The sequence below is a fragment of the Flavobacterium sp. RNTU_13 genome, from assembly GCF_046614455.1.
GTDB lineage: Bacteria > Bacteroidota > Bacteroidia > Flavobacteriales > Flavobacteriaceae > Flavobacterium.
In genome coordinates this window covers 37,020-55,943 of record NZ_JBKJHB010000007.1, presented here as the reverse complement: position 1 = coordinate 55,943, position 18,924 = coordinate 37,020, and the positions used below count along the sequence as shown (strand labels likewise).

Sequence of the window (18,924 nt, the reverse complement as noted above, 5' to 3'; positions counted from 1 at the left end):
TAGCTACTTCTCAAAACCAAACACAACTTCCAATTGCTTATTTAGCACTAACCGCGCGTTAAAAGTTTTCCCAGCCTTACTCTTTAGGCCTTTTAAGATAGGGGTTGATTTGTGTTGGATCAATTTTTCAATTTCATCAAGGCTTAGGTTCCTGCCGCAGATGGTCCGCCATTGCGACCAGTTACAGCTTTTGTCCGGGCATCGGATGGCTTTCTCATCAATTATCAGGTGGTTTGTATTGCACCCGGGACATGCCAGTTCCGGTACGGTTTCTTTACTGATTTTCGTGTGTAATAACTCATTGGTTATTTTCTCAGTATAGGCTTTGATCTCATTTTCAAAATCAGCGGCGGTTAATTCGCCATTTTCTATGCCTTCCAGTGCTGTTTCCCAATCCGCGGTCATGGCAACCGAAGCAATGGCTTTGTCTGCGACAATGGTATACACTGCAATTCCTTTTTCTGTAGGGGTAAGTGACTTCCCTTTTCGTTGGATATATTGTCGCGTAAGCAGTCCCTCAATGATACCGGCTCTTGTAGCGGGTGTCCCCAGGCCGGCCTTAACCTTCTGTTTTGCCTCAGGTGCAACAGCACCTGATCCGGGATGTTCCATTGCTGTGAGTAGGCTGGCTTCCGTATAGAGCGCGGGACTGCGCTTTTGTTTTTCGAGTAGTGAAACTCCGTCAATACGGACCATATCATCCACTTTTATTTCGGGCAATTCCATTTCTGCGTCATCCAAATGTTCAAATTTACCTTGTATAGCACACCAGCCCGCTTCCAATACGGTAACGGATGTAGCCTTGAAACGGCGGTGCAGCACTTGTAATTCAATTTCCGTTATTTCCTTCACACAGGCCTCTGAAACCGCTTCTAATAACCTAAAGGCAATCATGTGGTAAAGGGTCATCTCTTTTACGGAAAGTGCTGATGGGACTTTCTCCGTAACCAACAGGCCGTGATGGTCGGTTACCTTGCCTTCATTGACAATATGCTTGTTCAACCGTGCATATTTCAATTGTGGTAGTACTTTACCGAAAGCCGGATCGACTTCAAGCCCCCTGATGAGTTCCGGGACTGTACTCCAAAGGTCGGGTGTAATGTATTTACTCCCGGTTCGGGGATAGGTAATAAACTTTTTCTCGTAAAGGCTTTGTGCAATATCCAGTGTTTCGGAAGCGGTAAAGCCAAACTTGCGGTTGGCTTCTTTTTGCAGTCCTGTAAGGTCAAAAAGCAAAGGCGGTGGATCCTTTACGATTTCAGAATATATCCCGGTTACAACGGCTTGTTTCTGGCGCTGTAACACCTGATGAGCTTCTTCGGCTTCGGTTTTATCGTGGTATACTTCGGTAGATATACTATGAAAGTCAATAAATGATTTAGTATGCTGTAGTTGCAATTGCCAAAATTTTTCAGGGATAAAATTTTGATGCGCTTCGTACCTCTTGCAAATCATGGCCAGGGTCGGGGTCTGCACACGTCCAAGGGGATAGATACCGGTACCGGCAGCGAGAGTCAGGGCTTGTGTTGCATTAATACCCACCAACCAGTCTGCACGGCTTCTTGCACGGGCTGCCTGATACAAATTGTCAAAATCAGAACCCGGCTGCAGGTTCTCAAAACCTTTCTTTAATGCCGTTTCAGTAAGCGAACTTACCCACAACCTTTGGAAAGGTTTGGTACATTTTAGATAGTCATAGATATATCGGAAAATTAATTCACCCTCACGTCCCGCATCTGTAGCGACTATAATGTTCTTACATTGCTGAAATAAGTTTTCTATAACCTTTAATTGCCTTATAGTACTGTTGCTTTTATCTTTTTTACGATTAGTTTCCAATCGTGGGGCAAGTGTAAAAGTCTCAGGTAAGATTGGTAGGTTACTTTGTTGGAAACCCGTATAGCCATACGCTTCAGGGAGCGCCAGGCTTACCAGATGCCCGAACGCCCAGGTAACAGCATAGCCATTTCCTTCAATAAATCCTTCTTTCTTATCCGTTGCGCCCAAGAGCGCGGCCAGCTCACGGGCCACGCTCGGTTTTTCTGCCAATACTGCTATCATAACACATTCCTTTTAAATTTACATTTTCATACCGCGTTTCCTTGCCGGTGCCTGTTGCTCTTCTGTAGCAGTGTCGGATTTATCCTGCGTTGCTTTTTGCTGCTTGCCGTTTTTAGTTTCTTCCGAAGCATTATGTTCTGCTTTGGCAGCTGACTGCGTATTTTTAGCTTCGGCAGGCATCGCTTCTTCTTTAGACTTAGAAGGGTTGTTAAACGAAAAACCTACTTTGCCACTTTCCTGATTGTAGGTGATATACCCCTGGTATTCCTTGCCCTGCTTGTCTGTTAGTCCGCTGACATATACCGTAAGGCCTTCCTTTAATTTACTGTGTTGCTCGTCAGTAAGCTCCTTTCCACGGAATTCCTTAGGAGCCTCAGCATAGGTTCTTCCTTGCGATTGGTTTTGCCCGTTGCGGTCAAACAGAAATTCCACATAACGCTTATCTGCATTGAACTGTACCGTAGCGTCAAAAGCTTCACCTTTTTTGGAAGTCATGCCTTCCAGCTGTAAGGGCTTACCTTCCTGAAGCGTCTGTTTCTGCTGCTCGTTAAGCTTTATGCCCTTGATTTCATCGGGTATCTGCATCCATTCTGCCTTATAGGCTACGAGTTCGTTGGTTTTCCGGTCAACACTGATTACCGACGGGACCAACTCGCTGGTCTTTTGGTTAAACAAATTGACAACCCTTCCCATATTGCCGGTGTTCAACAGGTTCTCTTTGTCTTCTTTAGTAAACTCATGCCCGAAAAATGGGTAATTCAGGTTCGGCTCTTTTCTAATACCGTGCATCGCAACCACCACCTGTCCGGCATCGTTCTGCTGCAACGAAAGCCTGGCGTCAAGCTTAGCTACAGCATCACCCATCGTAAGGGTGAGTGGTATCAGGTTGTCAGTTTTATAGCCTTTTAGTAGCGGTTCCAGTGCCCCGATCTTTTCGAGGCGATCCTTGGTCAGTCCTAAGTCGGCTAAGGATTTCCAGTTTACCTGTTCGGGTTTGAAACGGTACTCTTCCGTTTTTCCATTTGATTCTTGTGTGTCCATACTATTATGATTTTTATGTTGATATTCTGCATTAAGCGCATACTTAGACATCAGCTTTTGGGCTGCTGCGCCCAAATGGTTGAGATGCTGTTGCAGTTCCGCCGCGATCTGTTTTCCTTCTGTTACCGGTACGCTGAAAAAGTCAAACCGCGTAGGGTCTGTCAGCTGGCGCTGGAAGTTCGAAAACAGGTTGCTGAAAAAGTTGCCGTTGCGGTCTACCCTCATGAATTGGGCTTCGCCTTTCTCGTCAGGTGGAACCGTTTCAAGCTTACCGTCCTTTCCCAGCTTCTTCACCGCGCTGATCTGGTTCTTTTGCTTATCAAGCACCAGCAGCATCTCGTTCATTTCGGGCTGATGTTCCATAGTTCTAATGTTTAGCTAACCTAAACTACTGTAGGCTTCGTGACAAAGGAAGGATTGTCTCTCGATGGCACATTTAGTCATTTTGCGTCCCCTGGCAGCCGCACCGGTTTATGGAAACTCTCACGGATAAATTGGTGGATATCGGAAAGCTTGTAGTAGAGTTTTCCGCTAATGGTGTAGTAGGCCAGTTTACCGGCTGAGCGGTAGCGTTGCAACGAACGCGAACTGATCTTGAGCATTTGTAATACATCCTGATTGTCCAGCAACTCCTCACCATCAATGCTGCTGTGGCGCTGTTCATTCTCCCGGATCCTTTGTGTCAGTAAATCGAAACGTTGCATTACACGTTCCATCCAGGCATTAAATTCCATTCGGTCTATGTTCATGGCTTTACATTTTGAGATTAATACTATCTCAAAGTTTTATATAAGTCATGACCTGGTGTGCCAAGGTGTGCCAATGGGTATTTATTTTTTTTCTAAAAAAAGCAGCACATCACTGTGCTGCCTGTTTTAAGGGGATTGGTATCCCTATAAACTTTTATCCATATAATGTTCCAATGAATCTTTGAGCTGGTCAATGAATAGCGTCCGCTTACCGGACCTATCTTTCATACGGTGAAAAGCGTGGTGTACGTCGCCCAAGGGCGTTTTGAAGATCGATTGAAAGATTAACGTAATTTTACGCAGGCCGATCTTTCCATTTGAAATAACGCCGGCAATGTAAAGTGCATATATTAATTCGATGAGGGCATTCTTGGTTCCGGTCCAGCGTAACTCATCAGGGATAACCGATAGACTGGTACTCCTTGTTTCCGGGTCTATGCGTGTAAGCAGGAAGGCATACAACAATTCGTGCGCGATGATCCGTGCCAGCAGGTGGTCGTAATAGGTGGAGAAATTGGGGTCGGTTTCAAAATAAAAGCTGTTGAGTCCTGTAAAATGGTGTAACTGCCCTCTGACAAAATACTCGCCGTCCCTGTCAGAACGCCCGGAACGGTAATACCGGAAAAACTCATTATCCCTGTACAACCGGCTGTTTTTCTTTAACAACTTCAGTTGCCCTGAAAAATATTTAATGTACATTTTCCCTTCTGAGAACGGACAGGAGGTCTCTATCCGATATACTTCATTGTAAAAAATCAATTTCCCCAATACTTGCGGCTTAACCTCTTTAAACAATTCGATTTCTTCCTGATTTGTAACGGATTTCAGTCCGAGAAGATATTCCCTTAAACGGTGCAGGGTTTCGTGAAGATGGACAATCATGTCACTGGATTGCAGTACAACATCGCCTCCAGTAGCAGAGAATTGCTGTTCCTTCTGATTGATATCAATGAGTAACCCTTTATAAAAAGCAATTTTTATCATACACGTGCGATTTAATCCTAAACATCATTTTTCTTTTTCTGAATTCGCAGCAAGGCATTGGATACTTATACCTGGAATCGCTTCCGAAATTCCAGTGGGGTAAACAACGTGTGCCTTTTGAAAAAACGGCGAAAACTACCGCCCGATGAAAAGCCCAGTTGTTCACTGATTGTTTCAATACCGTCACTATGGTGCACTAACAGGTATTTCGCTTCACTAATAAGGATTTCGGCAATGCAAAAGCCAACCGTTTTGCCGGTTACTTCCCGTACTACCTTGTTTAAATAACCATCCGTAACACATAATACACCGGAATAAAAACCTATATTTTGTTCCTGCCTAAAATGCTTTAGTAATAACTTTAGAAACCCCATGGTCAGGGCTTCTTTCCGGTTGTAGGTCGTGTTTTCAGAGGGGTTCGAATGATTGTATAACCAACCCGTTTGAAAAAGTAACAGGCTCAAAGTCATTGAGAATGATTGTACAGATAATTGCGAAATACCATCCTGGACCGTGGAATAATACATAAGGAGTTTCATAATACGGCTGAGTACTTTCTGTTCAAACGCGTCCGGGATTATTTTTAAGGGGTGTTTCTTGATAAAAGTCTCTATGAAATGATTGAACATTTTGGTTTCCAATATGAATTCCCGGTTGATTTTTACGATATAACAAAACAGCTTTTTCCCGGCATGGATTACCTGGTAATATTCCTGGCTGACCGCAACAATAATTTCACCGGATACGCCGAGCATGCTCACCCCGTCCACCAATATGCGCATTATCCCTGATTTAACGAAAACTAAAATAAAATGCCCGGAGCAGGATATATTTTGAATTTCGACAGCTAAGCCTTTGTATACGTATACCTCAGCAGGTAATTTTTTTGAGATAAATTCCATAACATACAGGTATTAAAATGCCCGGCGTACCGGGCATCAATTTTAAAAGGTTATGTTTTCATGCTGTGCAATACGGGAGATCAATAGATACTGCATGGCCTTGTTTGAATCGGTTAAAGCTCCTGACGTTGCTGCAACGATATTGCCTACCGATGTTTCCCAATCGGTATCTTCACAACAGCTGTGGTCTAGGGAATAACGCGCCAAAGAAGTAACGGTAAAGAGTACCCCTTGGTCGTTCGTGGTCAGAGCAATCGAGTTCGTTATGGTATTTTCAAAATTTACAATTTCAGTATAAGCACTTGCAAACGGTTGCTGCCTCAGGGTTGCAAAGTCATCAACGAAGGTTGTAAGATAATCTTTGGCACCCTGCGAAAGCGTGGAATTAGCCAAAACCGAAGTCAACGTTGATGAGGGTAAATTTATACTCGTCGAAAATAAAGCCTGTTCATTGTTGTCAATGGCAACTGCTTTACTACCCATAATCGTGGCAATAGCAGTCGATACTCCGGAAAATGTAGTTGGGTTATAGCCTGTATTTTGGTATTCTGATAAGAACTCCCTGTAATTACGCCCTATGCTGTCATAGGGATTCAATTTATTTTCGGCCTGCAAAGCAGTGGATTTCATAGTTTGTCCATAAACTGCCTCGTTAGGTGTCAGTTCGGTATCGGAGGAACAGGCCATAAGCAGCACTGCGGACAGTAGCCCGGGTAAAAGAACATTTTTCATAGTTTCGTTTTTAAATGTTACTGATTCGTTTTAATCAGTTCATTTATCCGGATAGACAAACTGCCAGGTTACAATCACGTAACCCTTGGTTTCTGAATTCACGACAAAACTATAGGCACGCATAACACCGCGCAACTGTTACACTTCGGGTATTCGTATTTTTACTACTGATTTTCGGAAAATCCACAGTCTTAAATTTTGTTAAAAGCCCAACAAATACAGGGCATTTAATTACTTTTGAATAGCCTTACCATATCGTTTGCCTTACTACTGCCTGATTCTTAACCGACACAGAAACTATTATTACGCTTGCAAATGATAACCGGCATCCATCTTAAAACTGCATTTTGTTGCTTATGTGCATTAATATGTGAAACATGCGCATACGCCTCTCTAAAAGACTCCTTAACAGGGAAAGACTATTCCTATCTTTTCAGAAAGATAAAGGAAACTAAAGACAATACTACATACCAGCAATTGTACTTAAAAGCATTCCTGGATAACGCCAAGGCAGGGACTGACTTTGAACTACTGATTCAGGGATATAAAAACTATGTCGATCATTCTGAAGGAACTTTAAAAATTATTTATACCGACAGCATGGTAAAGGCAGCATTAAAATCCAATGACGACAAATTAATTGGTTCCGCTTATCTTTCCCGTGGGATCGTTTTTTATGGCATGAAAAAACATCAGGAAGCCTTAGAAAATTATATTGCCGCGCGGACGTATCTCGAAAGGGCCGACGATCCTTACCTTTCGTATAAGCTCAAATACAACATAGCTCAGGAAAAATACTATTTGGGTCAAAACCGAGAGGCGATTGAACTCCTTACACAATGCCTGAAGTATTTTAAAGATGAAAACACCAGGGCATACTTAAATACCATCCATTCTCTTGGGTTGGCATACAATAAAAGCGGGGATTACGGGAATGCCGCCAGGATGGTTAGTTTAGGTGTCGGAGAGGCAAAACGCCTACATAACCATAGTATGGATTGCTATTTCCTGCATCTGGATGGGCTCAATGAATATTTTACATCGAATTACGCATCAGCAATAGCTAAACTAAAGCAGTCCATTGTGCCACTGACGAATCTGAATGATTATGCAAACCTGGCCGTTGCCAATTTCTATATCGGTAAAAGTTATTGGGCGCAAAAGAACTTCCGTGAAGGTATACCGTATCTTAAAAAAGTGGATGATGAATTTATCCGGAGCGAATACATCCGCCCGGATCTCAGGGAAAACTACGAGTTGCTAATCGACTATTACAAGGATAATAATAATCAGGGTGAAGTACTAAAATATGTAGACCGTTTATTAAAGGCTGACAGTATTTTACGAATAACGCATGACCATCTTTTTGACAGCATCCATAAAAATTATGATGACCGTGAATTACTCCTCGAAAAACAAAAAATGGAAAAGGCGTTATACAGGCAAAAGAGCAATAATAACTTATTAATCATAAGTTCGATATCATTGTTGGCAATAACGCTGTTCATATCCTATAAATGGAAAACCAACCGCAAAAGGCAGGAAAAAATATTTAAGGAACTGATGCAGGAAAACCAAAGGCTTTCAATGAAACCTGATAAAAATATCCTTAAAGAACTGGCAATTCCGAAAGATACCGTACAAAAAGTGTTACAGGCTCTTAAAAAATGGGAAGCCAATAAGGAGTATCTAAAAAGTAACACCAGCCTCACGGCACTCGCCGAGTATGTGGGAGCTAACAACCGTTATACCTCTGAGATTATCTCATTTCATAAAAAACAATCCTATAACAATTATGTCAACAGCCTTAAAATACAATACATCATAAAAGCACTTAAAACGAACCGCTTGCTGCGGATATTTACGGATGATGCCTTGGCTGCCGAGGCGGGTTTTACCAGTACGCAACGCTTTGTAGCCGCTTTTAAAACATACACGGAAATGTCTCCCAGGGTATTTATAGAAAAGCTAAGAAAAGAATTAGACGACAATGGCGAACCATCTTAATGGGCGATATAATAGGTAAGCAGGTCGTTAAGCTTGTTGGCCAAAAGTGTCGTCCCATAAACACCTTCTTCATTCTGCTTATAATAACGGCAACGGATATAATACAAACCGGTACCGGTAATCTCAAAAGGATCTAAAGCATCAACTTTTATCTTGTGGGTACCGGACTCGTGTTCGAGTTCCATACCAACTAAATACTGGCGCTCTTTAATTTCTTGTTGGCAATCGTGGAGTTTCAAAAGTATAGCTGTTTATTGAAGCCGCGAAAATACACAAATTTTATCATCCCATAAATTTAGAACAGAGATGTGAAACTTACAGAGATTTTAAGCTACAATCTGCATTCTGTTTAAATTATCTAATTGATTCACCTAGATATCTTTTAAACTTTATACAATCCTAAGATACTTTGCTAAGTTTACTTATATATCTATGCAACCTTTTATGATGTCTCTTTTTCAAATCTTTCTTCAATAGTTTTTTCCATTTTTATTTTTAGCATTTCATTTCTTCTAAAAAGTTTAGGTTTTGTTACAGTTATAGAGGATAGTATCCAAAAAACAATGTTTATGGCAATCCCAATAAAATAATTATTATAAGAAGACTCTGTTTTCTCTGTATAATAATAAATGCCGAAACACGTTAAAATAGCAATAGCTCCGGGTAGTAAAAGAAACCATTTTAGATTGCTAATCAAGACATTTTTTTCGTAGGCAGTTGTTTCTTCAAGTCTAATTCTTTCCTTAAGAGCTTTTTCTGTTTTATCAAGCTTGCTCGATTTAATTTGGTGCTCCCTCTTTTCATGTGTTAGATTTTCATATACAATATCTAAGTCTTGTACAAATTTCAATTTCACATCTTGAAACTCTCGGTTAAGCGCTAAGCCTATCTCATCATCAGGTAAACCTTTAAGTCTATTTGCATGTAAATTTTGTGCAATTTTAATTACTTCGTCAGCGGGTAACTGCTCAATTTGTAATTCCGTATCCAATAATTTTGACAAATCAGCTATTTGAAAAGTATTTTTATCAGGATGTAAATCGAACCTTATCATGTTAGCAAACAATGTTGAAAAGTCAAGTGGATTAACATTAGTTCCGCCATTGTCAATTGCCAGCATATTTATTAATGTTTCTAGTTTAATCGCAATTGGTAAATCATCTTTTACGGGCTTACTATGAGAATATCGGTTTACAGAAATTTCTTGTGAAAGTATAAACGCTTTCTCTTTTTTTCTTAAATATTCTGTTCCAGCAATAATTCCGACATCATGTAGCAGGGGAGCTTCCTTTTTATCATTACCTGTAACAGTCTTGTAGATATTATTAATGATTTCTCTTTTTTCAGAATCATTCTGAGCTATTTCTATTTCCTTGTCTAATTCTTCTGAATTGTTAAATATCTGAATTTCTTTAACCGCATCTAATCTTTTAGGCGGATTAGCAATTTGATTACAGAAATTTTCAAAGTCTTCTATCAAAAAACATTTCCGCTTTACCGCTGACTGTAAAAAGTGATCATCAGTAGCCTTAATTACCTCGTGGGAAAATCGTGATGCAGCTCTCAGGATTTCTTTCTTTTTATTCGCTATCGTTTTAATATATTCTTGTTCAGTAATATGGAAATAGCCCGTTGTAATATTAAGTTTTTCAAATACTACCTCAAGTTTCTTGATCGCATCGTGATATTCACTAGCTTCAAGTCCTATGTTCATTAACACATTTGTATCTAAAATACATTTCGAATCTCTAAATGCATTAATTGACATGGGGTCGGCGCCAACAGATGACTGCAAAAGATTTGCTGCAAATGCTGAAGTTCCGTATTGCCATAAGTGAGCATCCAGATCTACATCTTTTCTATAGATTATAGCATCTATAAATTTTTCAATAAGACTATCATAATCCGTTGGATCTAAATCTTTATTATGTCTAGTTCTGCGTGAAATATGGCTAAATATGTCTTCTTTTTTTGTTTTAAGTCTATCTGTTTTAGTGTAGCACAAATCAGAGATCCATTCAATTGAGTAAGCTTTGAAGAATTCTACCGTAGCATCAGAAAACCATTCAATTATACTTTCTTTAGAAGAGTTAAAAGGAGTAAAATAATTATCTATTATTCTCTCTAGCCGATCTTTAGATTCTTCATATCTTTTTTCTAAAGTTCTACGATTAGATTTGGTTAGATCATATTTATCTTTTATTAACTTAATCTCATTTTTTTCGGATAACTTCGAAATACCATCAATAATTCTTTCTTCTGCAATTGACGTTTGTAATAGACTAGCAACTTGAGTACCGATTTGTCCCAAGGTTAAAGGTTTTCCATTTTGAAAAAGTATTCGTACAATTAATTGTGAAATTGCATTCTTTGTTAAGGATCTTGAAGTGCTATCTAATCTAAGATGAAGTGTTTTGATGATTTTATCCATATAAATAAATATATTAAGTTATAAAAATATAAATTAATATGTTTTTTTAGCTAAAAAATTATCAAATAAATATTCATTAATTTTTAATAATTATGGACATCCAAAATTATTTATCTTTCTTTTTCGATTGTAATCAAAAGTTAAATTCACATATCTTTCCTATAGTATTAGTTACACCAATAATTACAGAATCTCTTAAATGTTTAATTCATATTCAAAAATTACAAATAAGAGTGAATTAATGCTTCGAATAAAACAGATATATATTTAAGGATTTTTTTTATGTGATTTGAAATAGCCTCAGATGCTTAATATTTAAAAAGTTCATCAAATTCTACTTCTAAAACTTTAGCTAAGGCAATTAAAGTATCGAACTTTACATTTATTTCTCCTCGTTCTATTTGGCCGATTGTTTTCTTATTTATGTACTCGCTACGGTCTGCTAACTCCTGTTGGGATATAGGACGTCCCTCATATTCAGTACTCTTGATATTTTGTCTTAGTGCTAGAATATGTTGGCCAAATCGTTTTCTTTCTTCCTTAAAATCTATATCGTCCATAGAGTTAAAATTCAAAGAAAAAAAGAAAAATTTTGATACCCTACAGGGTACCGTTGTTGTTTTTTATTTATATTTGTGAATGTACTTCTTTTGAGAAGTGTAATTTTGCGATACTTCAGAAGATAATGAAGCATTCGCTTTGAATCTTGCTATAGAAAAAACTGGACACTTTTTCAAAGCACGCAAGACAGATAAGTGTAAATGCTCACGCCATACGGCGTGGGCTCACTTATGCGTGCAAAGGTAGTCCAGTAAATCCTTCTATAGCATAAGCCGAGTTTAAACCCACGCCTCCTTTTTAAGGACAATCTCTCTGCTTACTTTCTTAGCGTTTTACTTCTTATTTCAACATTGATTTCGCAGCAGTTTAGGTTTAATCTGTAATGATATTCCTATAGTTTATTTTTTTTTTCATAGTTAAGTGGCCCGGCCTGTACTGGTATTCCTTTTATGAGTTAGTTGAGGAAAGGCTGGGTTTCTTTTTTGTTTTTGGGTATAAAAAAGCCCTCCGTCTAGTTTGGCGACTCACGGAAGGCATAGACCAATAAAATCGTTTGTTTCACTAATCTTAACCAATGTTATGAAATTTATTTCAGCTAACAATGGGCTAAGGCTGCTTTTCTATTCTTCTATGTTAGCATCCTTTCCTTGTACCGCCTTGGCCCGGGCGCATGCTTCACCCTATGGTGTGGCTTATTTTCAACAAACCATTTCAGGGACTGTTTCCGATAGCTCCGGGCCGTTACCGGGCGTTACTGTCATGGTAAAAGGTACTAATCGCTCTGTAGTATCCGATAGTGACGGGAAATTCTCTATTATGGCTTCACCTGATGAAGTGTTGGTATTTTCATTTTTAGGATATAAAACCGTTGAGGTTGCTGTGGGCAGTCAGATAGTTTTGTCGGTTACGCTTGTTGAAGATACCACCCAACTGGAAGAGGTGGAAATCAATGCAGGGTATTACTCCGTTAAAAAGAGGGAAAGCACGGGTAATATTTCCCGTATTACAGCAAAAGACATCCAAAACCAACCGGTTACCAATGTTTTATCTACCATACAGGGGCGTATGGCCGGGGTAAATATTACCCAAAATACCGGTGTGCCGGGTGGTGGCTACAACATACAGATACGGGGAACCAATAGCCTTCGCAGCGACGGAAATGCACCCCTGTATATCATTGACGGTGTACCCATAAGTGAACAGTCTGCCTCTATGCTGGCAGGGACTATATTGCCTGCCGGGACCATCAATCCCCTAAATGCCATAAACCCTAACGATATTGAAAGCATAGAGGTGCTGAAGGATGCAGATGCAACGGCCATATACGGTTCCAGGGGAGGCAACGGCGTTGTACTGGTGACCACGAAAAAAGGTAAATCTGGTGAAACTTCATTCAGCATTAATTCGAGCTCTGGTTTCAGTAAGGTAGCTTCAGAAATGCAAATGATGAATACTCAGCAGTACCTCCAAATACGCCAACAGGCTTTTGCGAACGATGGGATAGCTACAATCCCGGACTATGCCTACGATGTTAATGGTACATGGGATGCCGCAAAGAATACCAATTGGCAAAAAGAACTCTTGGGCAGGACTGCAAACAATTCTATGCTGCAATTTTCTATGAATGGTGGGAATGATAGCACACGCTTTTTAATAAGCGCCAGCCATAACGAACAAAACACTGTGTTCTCAAATGACTTTAAGTACAAGACCAACAACCTTGCAACCAATGTAAGCCACCGCTCACAAGACCAAAAATTTACCTTAAACTTTTCCGGCCTGTTTTCCGCCCAAAGCAATAATGTGGTCAATGATGACCTGACACGGCAGGCGCTAACCCTGAGTCCTAATGCACCCGCATTGTACAACAGTGACGGAAGCCTGAACTGGGAAGGCAATACTTTTACCAATCCTGTGGCAGGGTTTGAGAGCACCTACGAAAATAACACCAAGTCGTTCAATACCAATGTAAATTTAGGCTACAAGCTACTGCCTGCTTTATCATTGAAATTCAATGGAGGGATTAACTACCTTTCATTTAAGGATATGTCCTTAAGACCAAACACCATGTATAATCCCGCCTACGGGATTACCTCTGAGAGTTCGATGGCTTTTAAAGGAACTCAGGATCGATTTTCCTATCTGTTAGAACCGCAATTACAGTATTCGTTTAGCAAAGGGAACCATGAGCTCGAAATCCTCGCAGGGGCTACGTATCAGAAAACAACATCAGATAACCTGAATGTCGAAGGCTACGGTTTTCAAAGCAATACACTCTTGTCGAATATTTCGGCGGCAACGACACAGGTAATATCGCAAGACAGCCGTACCGAATATAATTATGGGGCAGTCTTCGGGAGGATAAACTATAAGTACAACCAAAGGTATATCCTCAATATTACCGGCCGTAGGGATGGATCGAGCCGCTTCGGGCCGGATAACCGCTTTGCAAACTTCGGCGCTTTAGGTGGTGCGTGGATTTTTTCAAAAGAAAGTTTTTTAAGCAACGTCGATTGGTTGAACTATGGAAAGCTAAGGGGAAGTTTCGGCAGCACGGGCAGCGACCAGATTGGCGATTATCAATATCTTGATACGTATTCGGTTACAGGAAACTTATATGGTAATTACACTGGCCTTACGCCGTCACGCTTATATAACCCTAACTTCAGTTGGGAGAAGACCACCAAACTGGAAGCAGCCGTTGAAGCAGGGCTGCTAAACGACCGTATCAATATTACCGCTGCATGGTACCGTAACCGTTCCGGAAACCAACTTGTTGGGATACCACTGCCTGCTACGACCGGGTTTGCAAATGTACTGGCCAACCTTCCGGCTACTGTCGAAAATAAAGGCTGGGAATTTGAACTGGCGGTTGTACCTGTAAAATCAGGTAATTTCAGGTGGGAAACCAACTTCAATATCAATATTCCTAAAAACAGGCTGGTTGCCTTTCCTGAACTTGAAGGTTCAAGCTATGCCAATCGTTATGTAGTCGGGCAACCGGTGTCCATCGTCAAGCTCTATAATTTTGAAGGTCTTGATTCACAGACCGGACTGTACCAATTTACAGACTTTAACGGTGACGGGGCTGTAACATCGCCTGAAGATAATAAGGTCATAAAAAATGTTGGGGTGCGCTATTTTGGGGGTATCTCCAGTAATCTTTCGTATAAAAACTGGGGGCTTGCTTTCCTGTTCCAGTTTGTCAAACAAAACCAATGGAATTATAATAGCATGATGCCTACGCCGGGAACTATGAACAACCAGCCCGTGGAAGTCCTGAACGTATGGTCTGCTGATAATCCCCAGGGTAATTATATGCCTTACACTTCCGGGGCTAACCCAGAGAAAAACCGGCTACACAATTATTTCATGAACAGTACGGCTGCGGTAAGTGATGCTTCTTATATCCGTTTAAAAAATATCCAGCTCAATTACCGCATTCCGGTAAACCACATTATTAAAGAAGCAATGTTCTACGTGCAGGGGCAAAACCTGTTGACCTTCACGAAATACTTTGGACTTGATCCTGAATTTACCCAAATCGGTTTTTTACCTCCATTAAAGACCGTTTCATTTGGCGTACAGTTGAATTTTTAAAAAATTGATTATGAAAAAAATTAAAAGAATTTTCTTCGGCTGCCTGCTCATCGGCATGGCATCCTGCGATAAAATGATTGAAACGGATATGCCCAATAACCAAATCGGCACCGAGCAGGTGTTTGAAGATGCGCAAACGGCTTATTCGGCGCTTTCAGGACTATACAATAACCTGCGAAGCAACTCACTGGTTTCAGGGAACGGTGCCGGTATGGGTGCCTTGCTGGGCTCTTATGCTGATGACCTGGATTGCTATTACACCGCCCTTAACGGCCATAAAGATATCAGTACCAACCAGCAATTGCCGACCAATACGGTAATAGAAACGGTATGGAAAAACGCTTACCTGCAAATTTATGCGGCTAACGCCATAATAATGGGGGCGCAAAATTCCACGTCGCTGGCTGATACCGACAGGCAGCAAATAATGGGTGAAGCAATGGTTATCCGTTCCATGATATACCTGGACCTTCAGCGGATATTTGACAGCATTCCTTACACGGCAACAATTGACTACGAACATAACAGGCAGCTCAGCAAACTTGGTGGTACGCAAATCATAGCCCTTCTTAAGACGGATCTTCTTAGCGCTATAAGTATGTTAAGCGATACCTATCGTGATCCGCAACGGATTTATCCCAACCGCCAAGTAGCGGAATTGCTTCTGGTACATGTATACATGCTACAAAACAAGTATGCTGAGGCTGAACAGGCAGCGCTGAGTATTATCAATTCACCATTGTATCAGTTCGAGACGGATATTAATGAAGTGTTCCATAACTCAGGTGCGCACATCCTGTGGCAGGTACCTCCGCAATATTCCGGAGATGCTACACAGGAAGCTTCGTTTTATTACTTTGAAGATGGCCCACCGTCAGCCTATGCGCTTACTGCTGGGCTTGTCAGTACTTTCACTTCCGATGATTTAAGAAGGACACTATGGATAAGTGAAATAACTGCAGGGGGGCAATTGTGGTACCGCCCAAATAAATATAAAAACCTCTCCGGTAACAATACAAATGAATACTCTATCGTCTTTCGACTGGAAGAAGTATATCTGCTACTTGCCGAAGCCATGGCGATGCAGGACAAACTATCAGAAGCGCTCCCGTACCTTAATGCTACAAGGATACGTGCGGGCTTGGCGGAGGTAGCGCCTACCACAAGGGAAACTCTGGTACAGGAGATACTGGAAGAAAAAAGACGTGAGTTTTTCACAGAACAGGGTATCCGGTTTACCGACCTGAAGCGTACCGGAAACCTCAACGCACTGGAAAATGTAAAACCATATTGGTCGGCATACAAAAGCAATTGGCCCCTACCACAGAATGAACTGCTCTTAAACCCAAACCTTGCGCCACAAAATGAAGGCTACTAATTCCATATTGGTACACAAAATACTGTGTTCATTATTGCTGTTTACCTTTTATACATTGACTGCGCAGATAATTCCCGAAAGGCTTATACAGGATGCAGAAAAGAGCCAAAACCTGGAGTCTGTAAAAGTTAGCGGCAACGCACATTACAGTATGGTCCGTCTCACGCATGCGCACAACCGTGATACCTTATTGGTATTTAACAATGTAGACGGTGTGACTATGGGCTTCAGGACTAAGGTGGGCGAAAGTTATTTTATAGGATCGGACGCAATACTACTGCCCGGTAAAGGTAAAACTGAACTGTGGAACCTGAAAAACAAAAGCAGTATCCTTTTTGACCACACTCAAAAGGTAAAGGATATGAAAGGCGGAAACCTGTTTGTAATCCATTATGACGCTTTAAAATCCGATCGCCTTATCCTGTACGACCAAAATGGCAAGCCACTTCAACAACTTGATGGGGTACAATCTTTTTTTGTATTGTCCAGTAGCGAAGTGGCAGCCGTAACCGCCCCCAATCATGAATTGTACATAATTTCAACAATAGGGAAAAGAAAAGTGTATTCAACAGGACATACTATAGAAAATGTGGAAAAAGGCTATAAGGACAATGAGTTGCTGATTTGGGAACGGGCTGCCGGGAGTGCGTTTCAGGAAATACTATGTCTTAATGGTTCAAAGATTTTCCGATTAGCAGATATACTTTCTGTACCATTCAACAACGGTTTTTTAGAAAAAGTGAGTACTCCCAACGGCTATTTTCTCCGTATTTCGTCGCAGTCTTCTCCTAATGAAGGCATCGTAGACATTTGGTATGGGAATGATACCCGCTTACAAGACAAATATCTGCCTCCGGGCGATGAACAGGCCTACCTATGGTATCCGGCAGAGAAAAAAGTGCAAAGGATTAGTAACCAAAATTTCAGAAAACAGATAAACCTTGGAAATGTAAAACAGGTATTAGCCTTTAATCCTGATCAATTACAGGACTACACCACGGTTTTTCCTACTGTTGAACTCAATGTAATTGACGTAGATACTGGCACAAGCCGTATATTGGATACGTTTCCTTTTGACATTTATGTTTCTAATAACGGTAAATTCGTTTTATCGTATAAAAAAGATAAATGGTGGTTATATGGCATCGACAATAATAGCGCGTCTTGTTTTGGAAGTAAGGAACTTTTAAAACCCTTTTTTACCAAGGATGGCAAAGGGATTATTTTTGAAGGCGAAAACGGGTTGTGGTTTTTCAATATTGCCAAAGGTAAGCTTACAACACTACTGAGTACGCCGGGCTATAAAGCTACTATTGTAAATGGTGCATCCAAAGCAGTGGCAAATCATGGAATGTACCAAAATTCAGTTGATAACGGAGGGCCTTTACTCATCAGGTTATTCGACTCCGAAAAGGCTGTTACCTCATTTATAAAATGGTACAAGGGGAAGGAGACAGTAGTTGTCCCACCATCCGCTCATTTATGCTCCGAAATACATTATGACCCGGAAATAAACAGGCTGATTTATCTTGAACAAGACCACAACCTGCCGCCAAGGCTGGTTACCAAAGGGAATGGGATACCGGAGCATGTGCTTTTTCAGAGCAATAAGGATGATACCTCTCTGGCACGGATACGGCAGGAAATAATATCTTACCCTGATGGACAGGGAAATCTAATACAAGGTGTTTTGTTCTATCCTGTAAATTTTAAAGAGGCTGGTACGTTTCAAATGGTTGTACATATCTATGAGAACCAGCGCCACCGCAAAAACCAATACCTCAATTTGAGTTATAACGATGGTATTGGATTCAACCCGAGGGTGTTTTTGGAAAATGGCTACTTTGTTTTCTTCCCGGATATCGCCTACGGGGATTCAGGTTCTGGCCTCTCAGCCCTACAGTGCGTTACCAATGCCTTGGATGTACTCAGGAATAAAGAATATATTGACCAGAGGAAAGTTGGGCTTATCGGGCATTCGTTTGGGGGGTATGAAACGAATTTTATAGCCACGCAAAGCGACCGCTTTGCTGCTTATGTTTCAGGAGCAGGAAATAGTGATATCGTAAATACCTATCACACTTTTAATACTAATTTCTTAAGCCCGTCTTTTTGGAGATTTGAATCATTTCAATACAGGATGTACAAACCTTTTTCAGCAGATAAAGAACTGTATTTCAGAAACAATCCTTTGTATAATGCAGATAAAGTAAACGCTCCGGTCTTGCTATGGACCGGACTGAAAGATGAAAATATCAAATGGGAAGAAAGCCGCACATTTTATAATGCCCTGCGCCGCAATGATAAAAAAGTCGTGGCGCTTTTTTATCGCGGGGAAGACCATAGCCTTCAGGGAAGTGCTGCGCAGCAAGACCTTTCGATCAGGATACTCAACTGGTTTGATTATTTTTTAAAGGGGCAAAAGAATATTGCCTGGATAAGTAAGGAAATGGAAAAGGGAGCAGAATAGCTCCCTTC

At 40.8% G+C, this 18,924-nt stretch carries 13 protein-coding genes; 4 read left to right on the top strand and 9 right to left on the bottom strand.

Annotated elements, in window-relative coordinates:
* Positions 1–3 precede the first annotated feature (3 nt).
* From topB to ACLI08_RS14590, 6 genes are all read right to left on the bottom strand, one after another.
* Positions 4–2,061, bottom strand: a complete 2,058-nt coding sequence (gene topB, locus ACLI08_RS14615) for a DNA topoisomerase III (RefSeq protein ID WP_411429251.1) — start codon at positions 2,059–2,061, stop codon at positions 4–6.
* 18 nt (positions 2,062–2,079) lie between these two features.
* The gene (locus ACLI08_RS14610) at positions 2,080–3,465 is read right to left on the bottom strand and encodes a DUF3945 domain-containing protein (protein WP_411429250.1); all 1,386 of its coding nucleotides are present in this window, start codon (positions 3,463–3,465) and stop codon (positions 2,080–2,082) included.
* A 77-nt stretch (positions 3,466–3,542) separates the two neighbouring features.
* Positions 3,543–3,851: a helix-turn-helix domain-containing protein gene (locus ACLI08_RS14605; protein WP_411429249.1), complete on the bottom strand. Its 309-nt coding sequence runs from the start codon at positions 3,849–3,851 to the stop codon at positions 3,543–3,545.
* Positions 3,852–3,995: 144 nt separating this feature from the next.
* Complete coding sequence (locus ACLI08_RS14600) at positions 3,996–4,835, bottom strand: RteC domain-containing protein (protein ID WP_411429248.1); 840 nt, start codon at positions 4,833–4,835, stop codon at positions 3,996–3,998.
* A 65-nt stretch (positions 4,836–4,900) separates the two neighbouring features.
* The gene (locus ACLI08_RS14595) at positions 4,901–5,737 is read right to left on the bottom strand and encodes a helix-turn-helix domain-containing protein (RefSeq protein WP_411429247.1); all 837 of its coding nucleotides are present in this window, start codon (positions 5,735–5,737) and stop codon (positions 4,901–4,903) included.
* Positions 5,738–5,779: 42 nt separating this feature from the next.
* Positions 5,780–6,469, bottom strand: a complete 690-nt coding sequence (locus ACLI08_RS14590; protein ID WP_411429246.1) for a hypothetical protein — start codon at positions 6,467–6,469, stop codon at positions 5,780–5,782.
* 477 nt (positions 6,470–6,946) lie between these two features.
* On the opposite strand from ACLI08_RS14590, the gene ACLI08_RS14585 reads away from it, so the two are divergent.
* Entirely contained in the window at positions 6,947–8,476 is a 1,530-nt protein-coding gene (locus ACLI08_RS14585) for an AraC family transcriptional regulator (protein WP_411429245.1), read from the top strand.
* Here the strand turns inward: ACLI08_RS14585 and ACLI08_RS14580 are convergent.
* The 3 genes from ACLI08_RS14580 to ACLI08_RS14570 form a co-directional block, all read right to left on the bottom strand.
* On the bottom strand, positions 8,473–8,715 hold the full coding sequence (locus tag ACLI08_RS14580; RefSeq protein WP_411429244.1) for a hypothetical protein: 243 nt from the start codon (positions 8,713–8,715) through the stop codon (positions 8,473–8,475). The genes ACLI08_RS14585 and ACLI08_RS14580 overlap by 4 nt on opposite strands.
* Positions 8,716–8,918: 203 nt before the next feature.
* Positions 8,919–10,907: a hypothetical protein gene (locus ACLI08_RS14575; protein WP_411429243.1), complete on the bottom strand. Its 1,989-nt coding sequence runs from the start codon at positions 10,905–10,907 to the stop codon at positions 8,919–8,921.
* A gap of 308 nt (positions 10,908–11,215) precedes the next feature.
* The gene (locus ACLI08_RS14570) at positions 11,216–11,467 is read right to left on the bottom strand and encodes a helix-turn-helix domain-containing protein (RefSeq protein ID WP_411429242.1); all 252 of its coding nucleotides are present in this window, start codon (positions 11,465–11,467) and stop codon (positions 11,216–11,218) included.
* Positions 11,468–12,047: 580 nt separating this feature from the next.
* Between ACLI08_RS14570 and ACLI08_RS14565 the strand changes: the two genes are divergently transcribed.
* From ACLI08_RS14565 to ACLI08_RS14555, 3 genes are read left to right on the top strand one after another with little or no spacing between them, the layout of a single operon-like run.
* Positions 12,048–15,068 carry a SusC/RagA family TonB-linked outer membrane protein gene (locus tag ACLI08_RS14565; RefSeq protein ID WP_411429241.1) on the top strand — a complete coding sequence of 1,007 codons (3,021 nt, stop codon included), beginning with the start codon at positions 12,048–12,050 and terminating at the stop codon, positions 15,066–15,068.
* A 10-nt stretch (positions 15,069–15,078) separates the two neighbouring features.
* A complete protein-coding gene (locus ACLI08_RS14560) occupies positions 15,079–16,446 on the top strand; it encodes a RagB/SusD family nutrient uptake outer membrane protein (RefSeq protein WP_411429240.1) in 1,368 nt (455 codons plus the stop codon).
* Positions 16,433–18,916 carry an alpha/beta hydrolase family protein gene (locus ACLI08_RS14555; protein ID WP_411429239.1) on the top strand — a complete coding sequence of 828 codons (2,484 nt, stop codon included), beginning with the start codon at positions 16,433–16,435 and terminating at the stop codon, positions 18,914–18,916. The genes ACLI08_RS14560 and ACLI08_RS14555 overlap by 14 nt, the downstream gene beginning before the upstream one ends.
* The last annotated feature ends 8 nt before the right edge of the window (positions 18,917–18,924 follow it).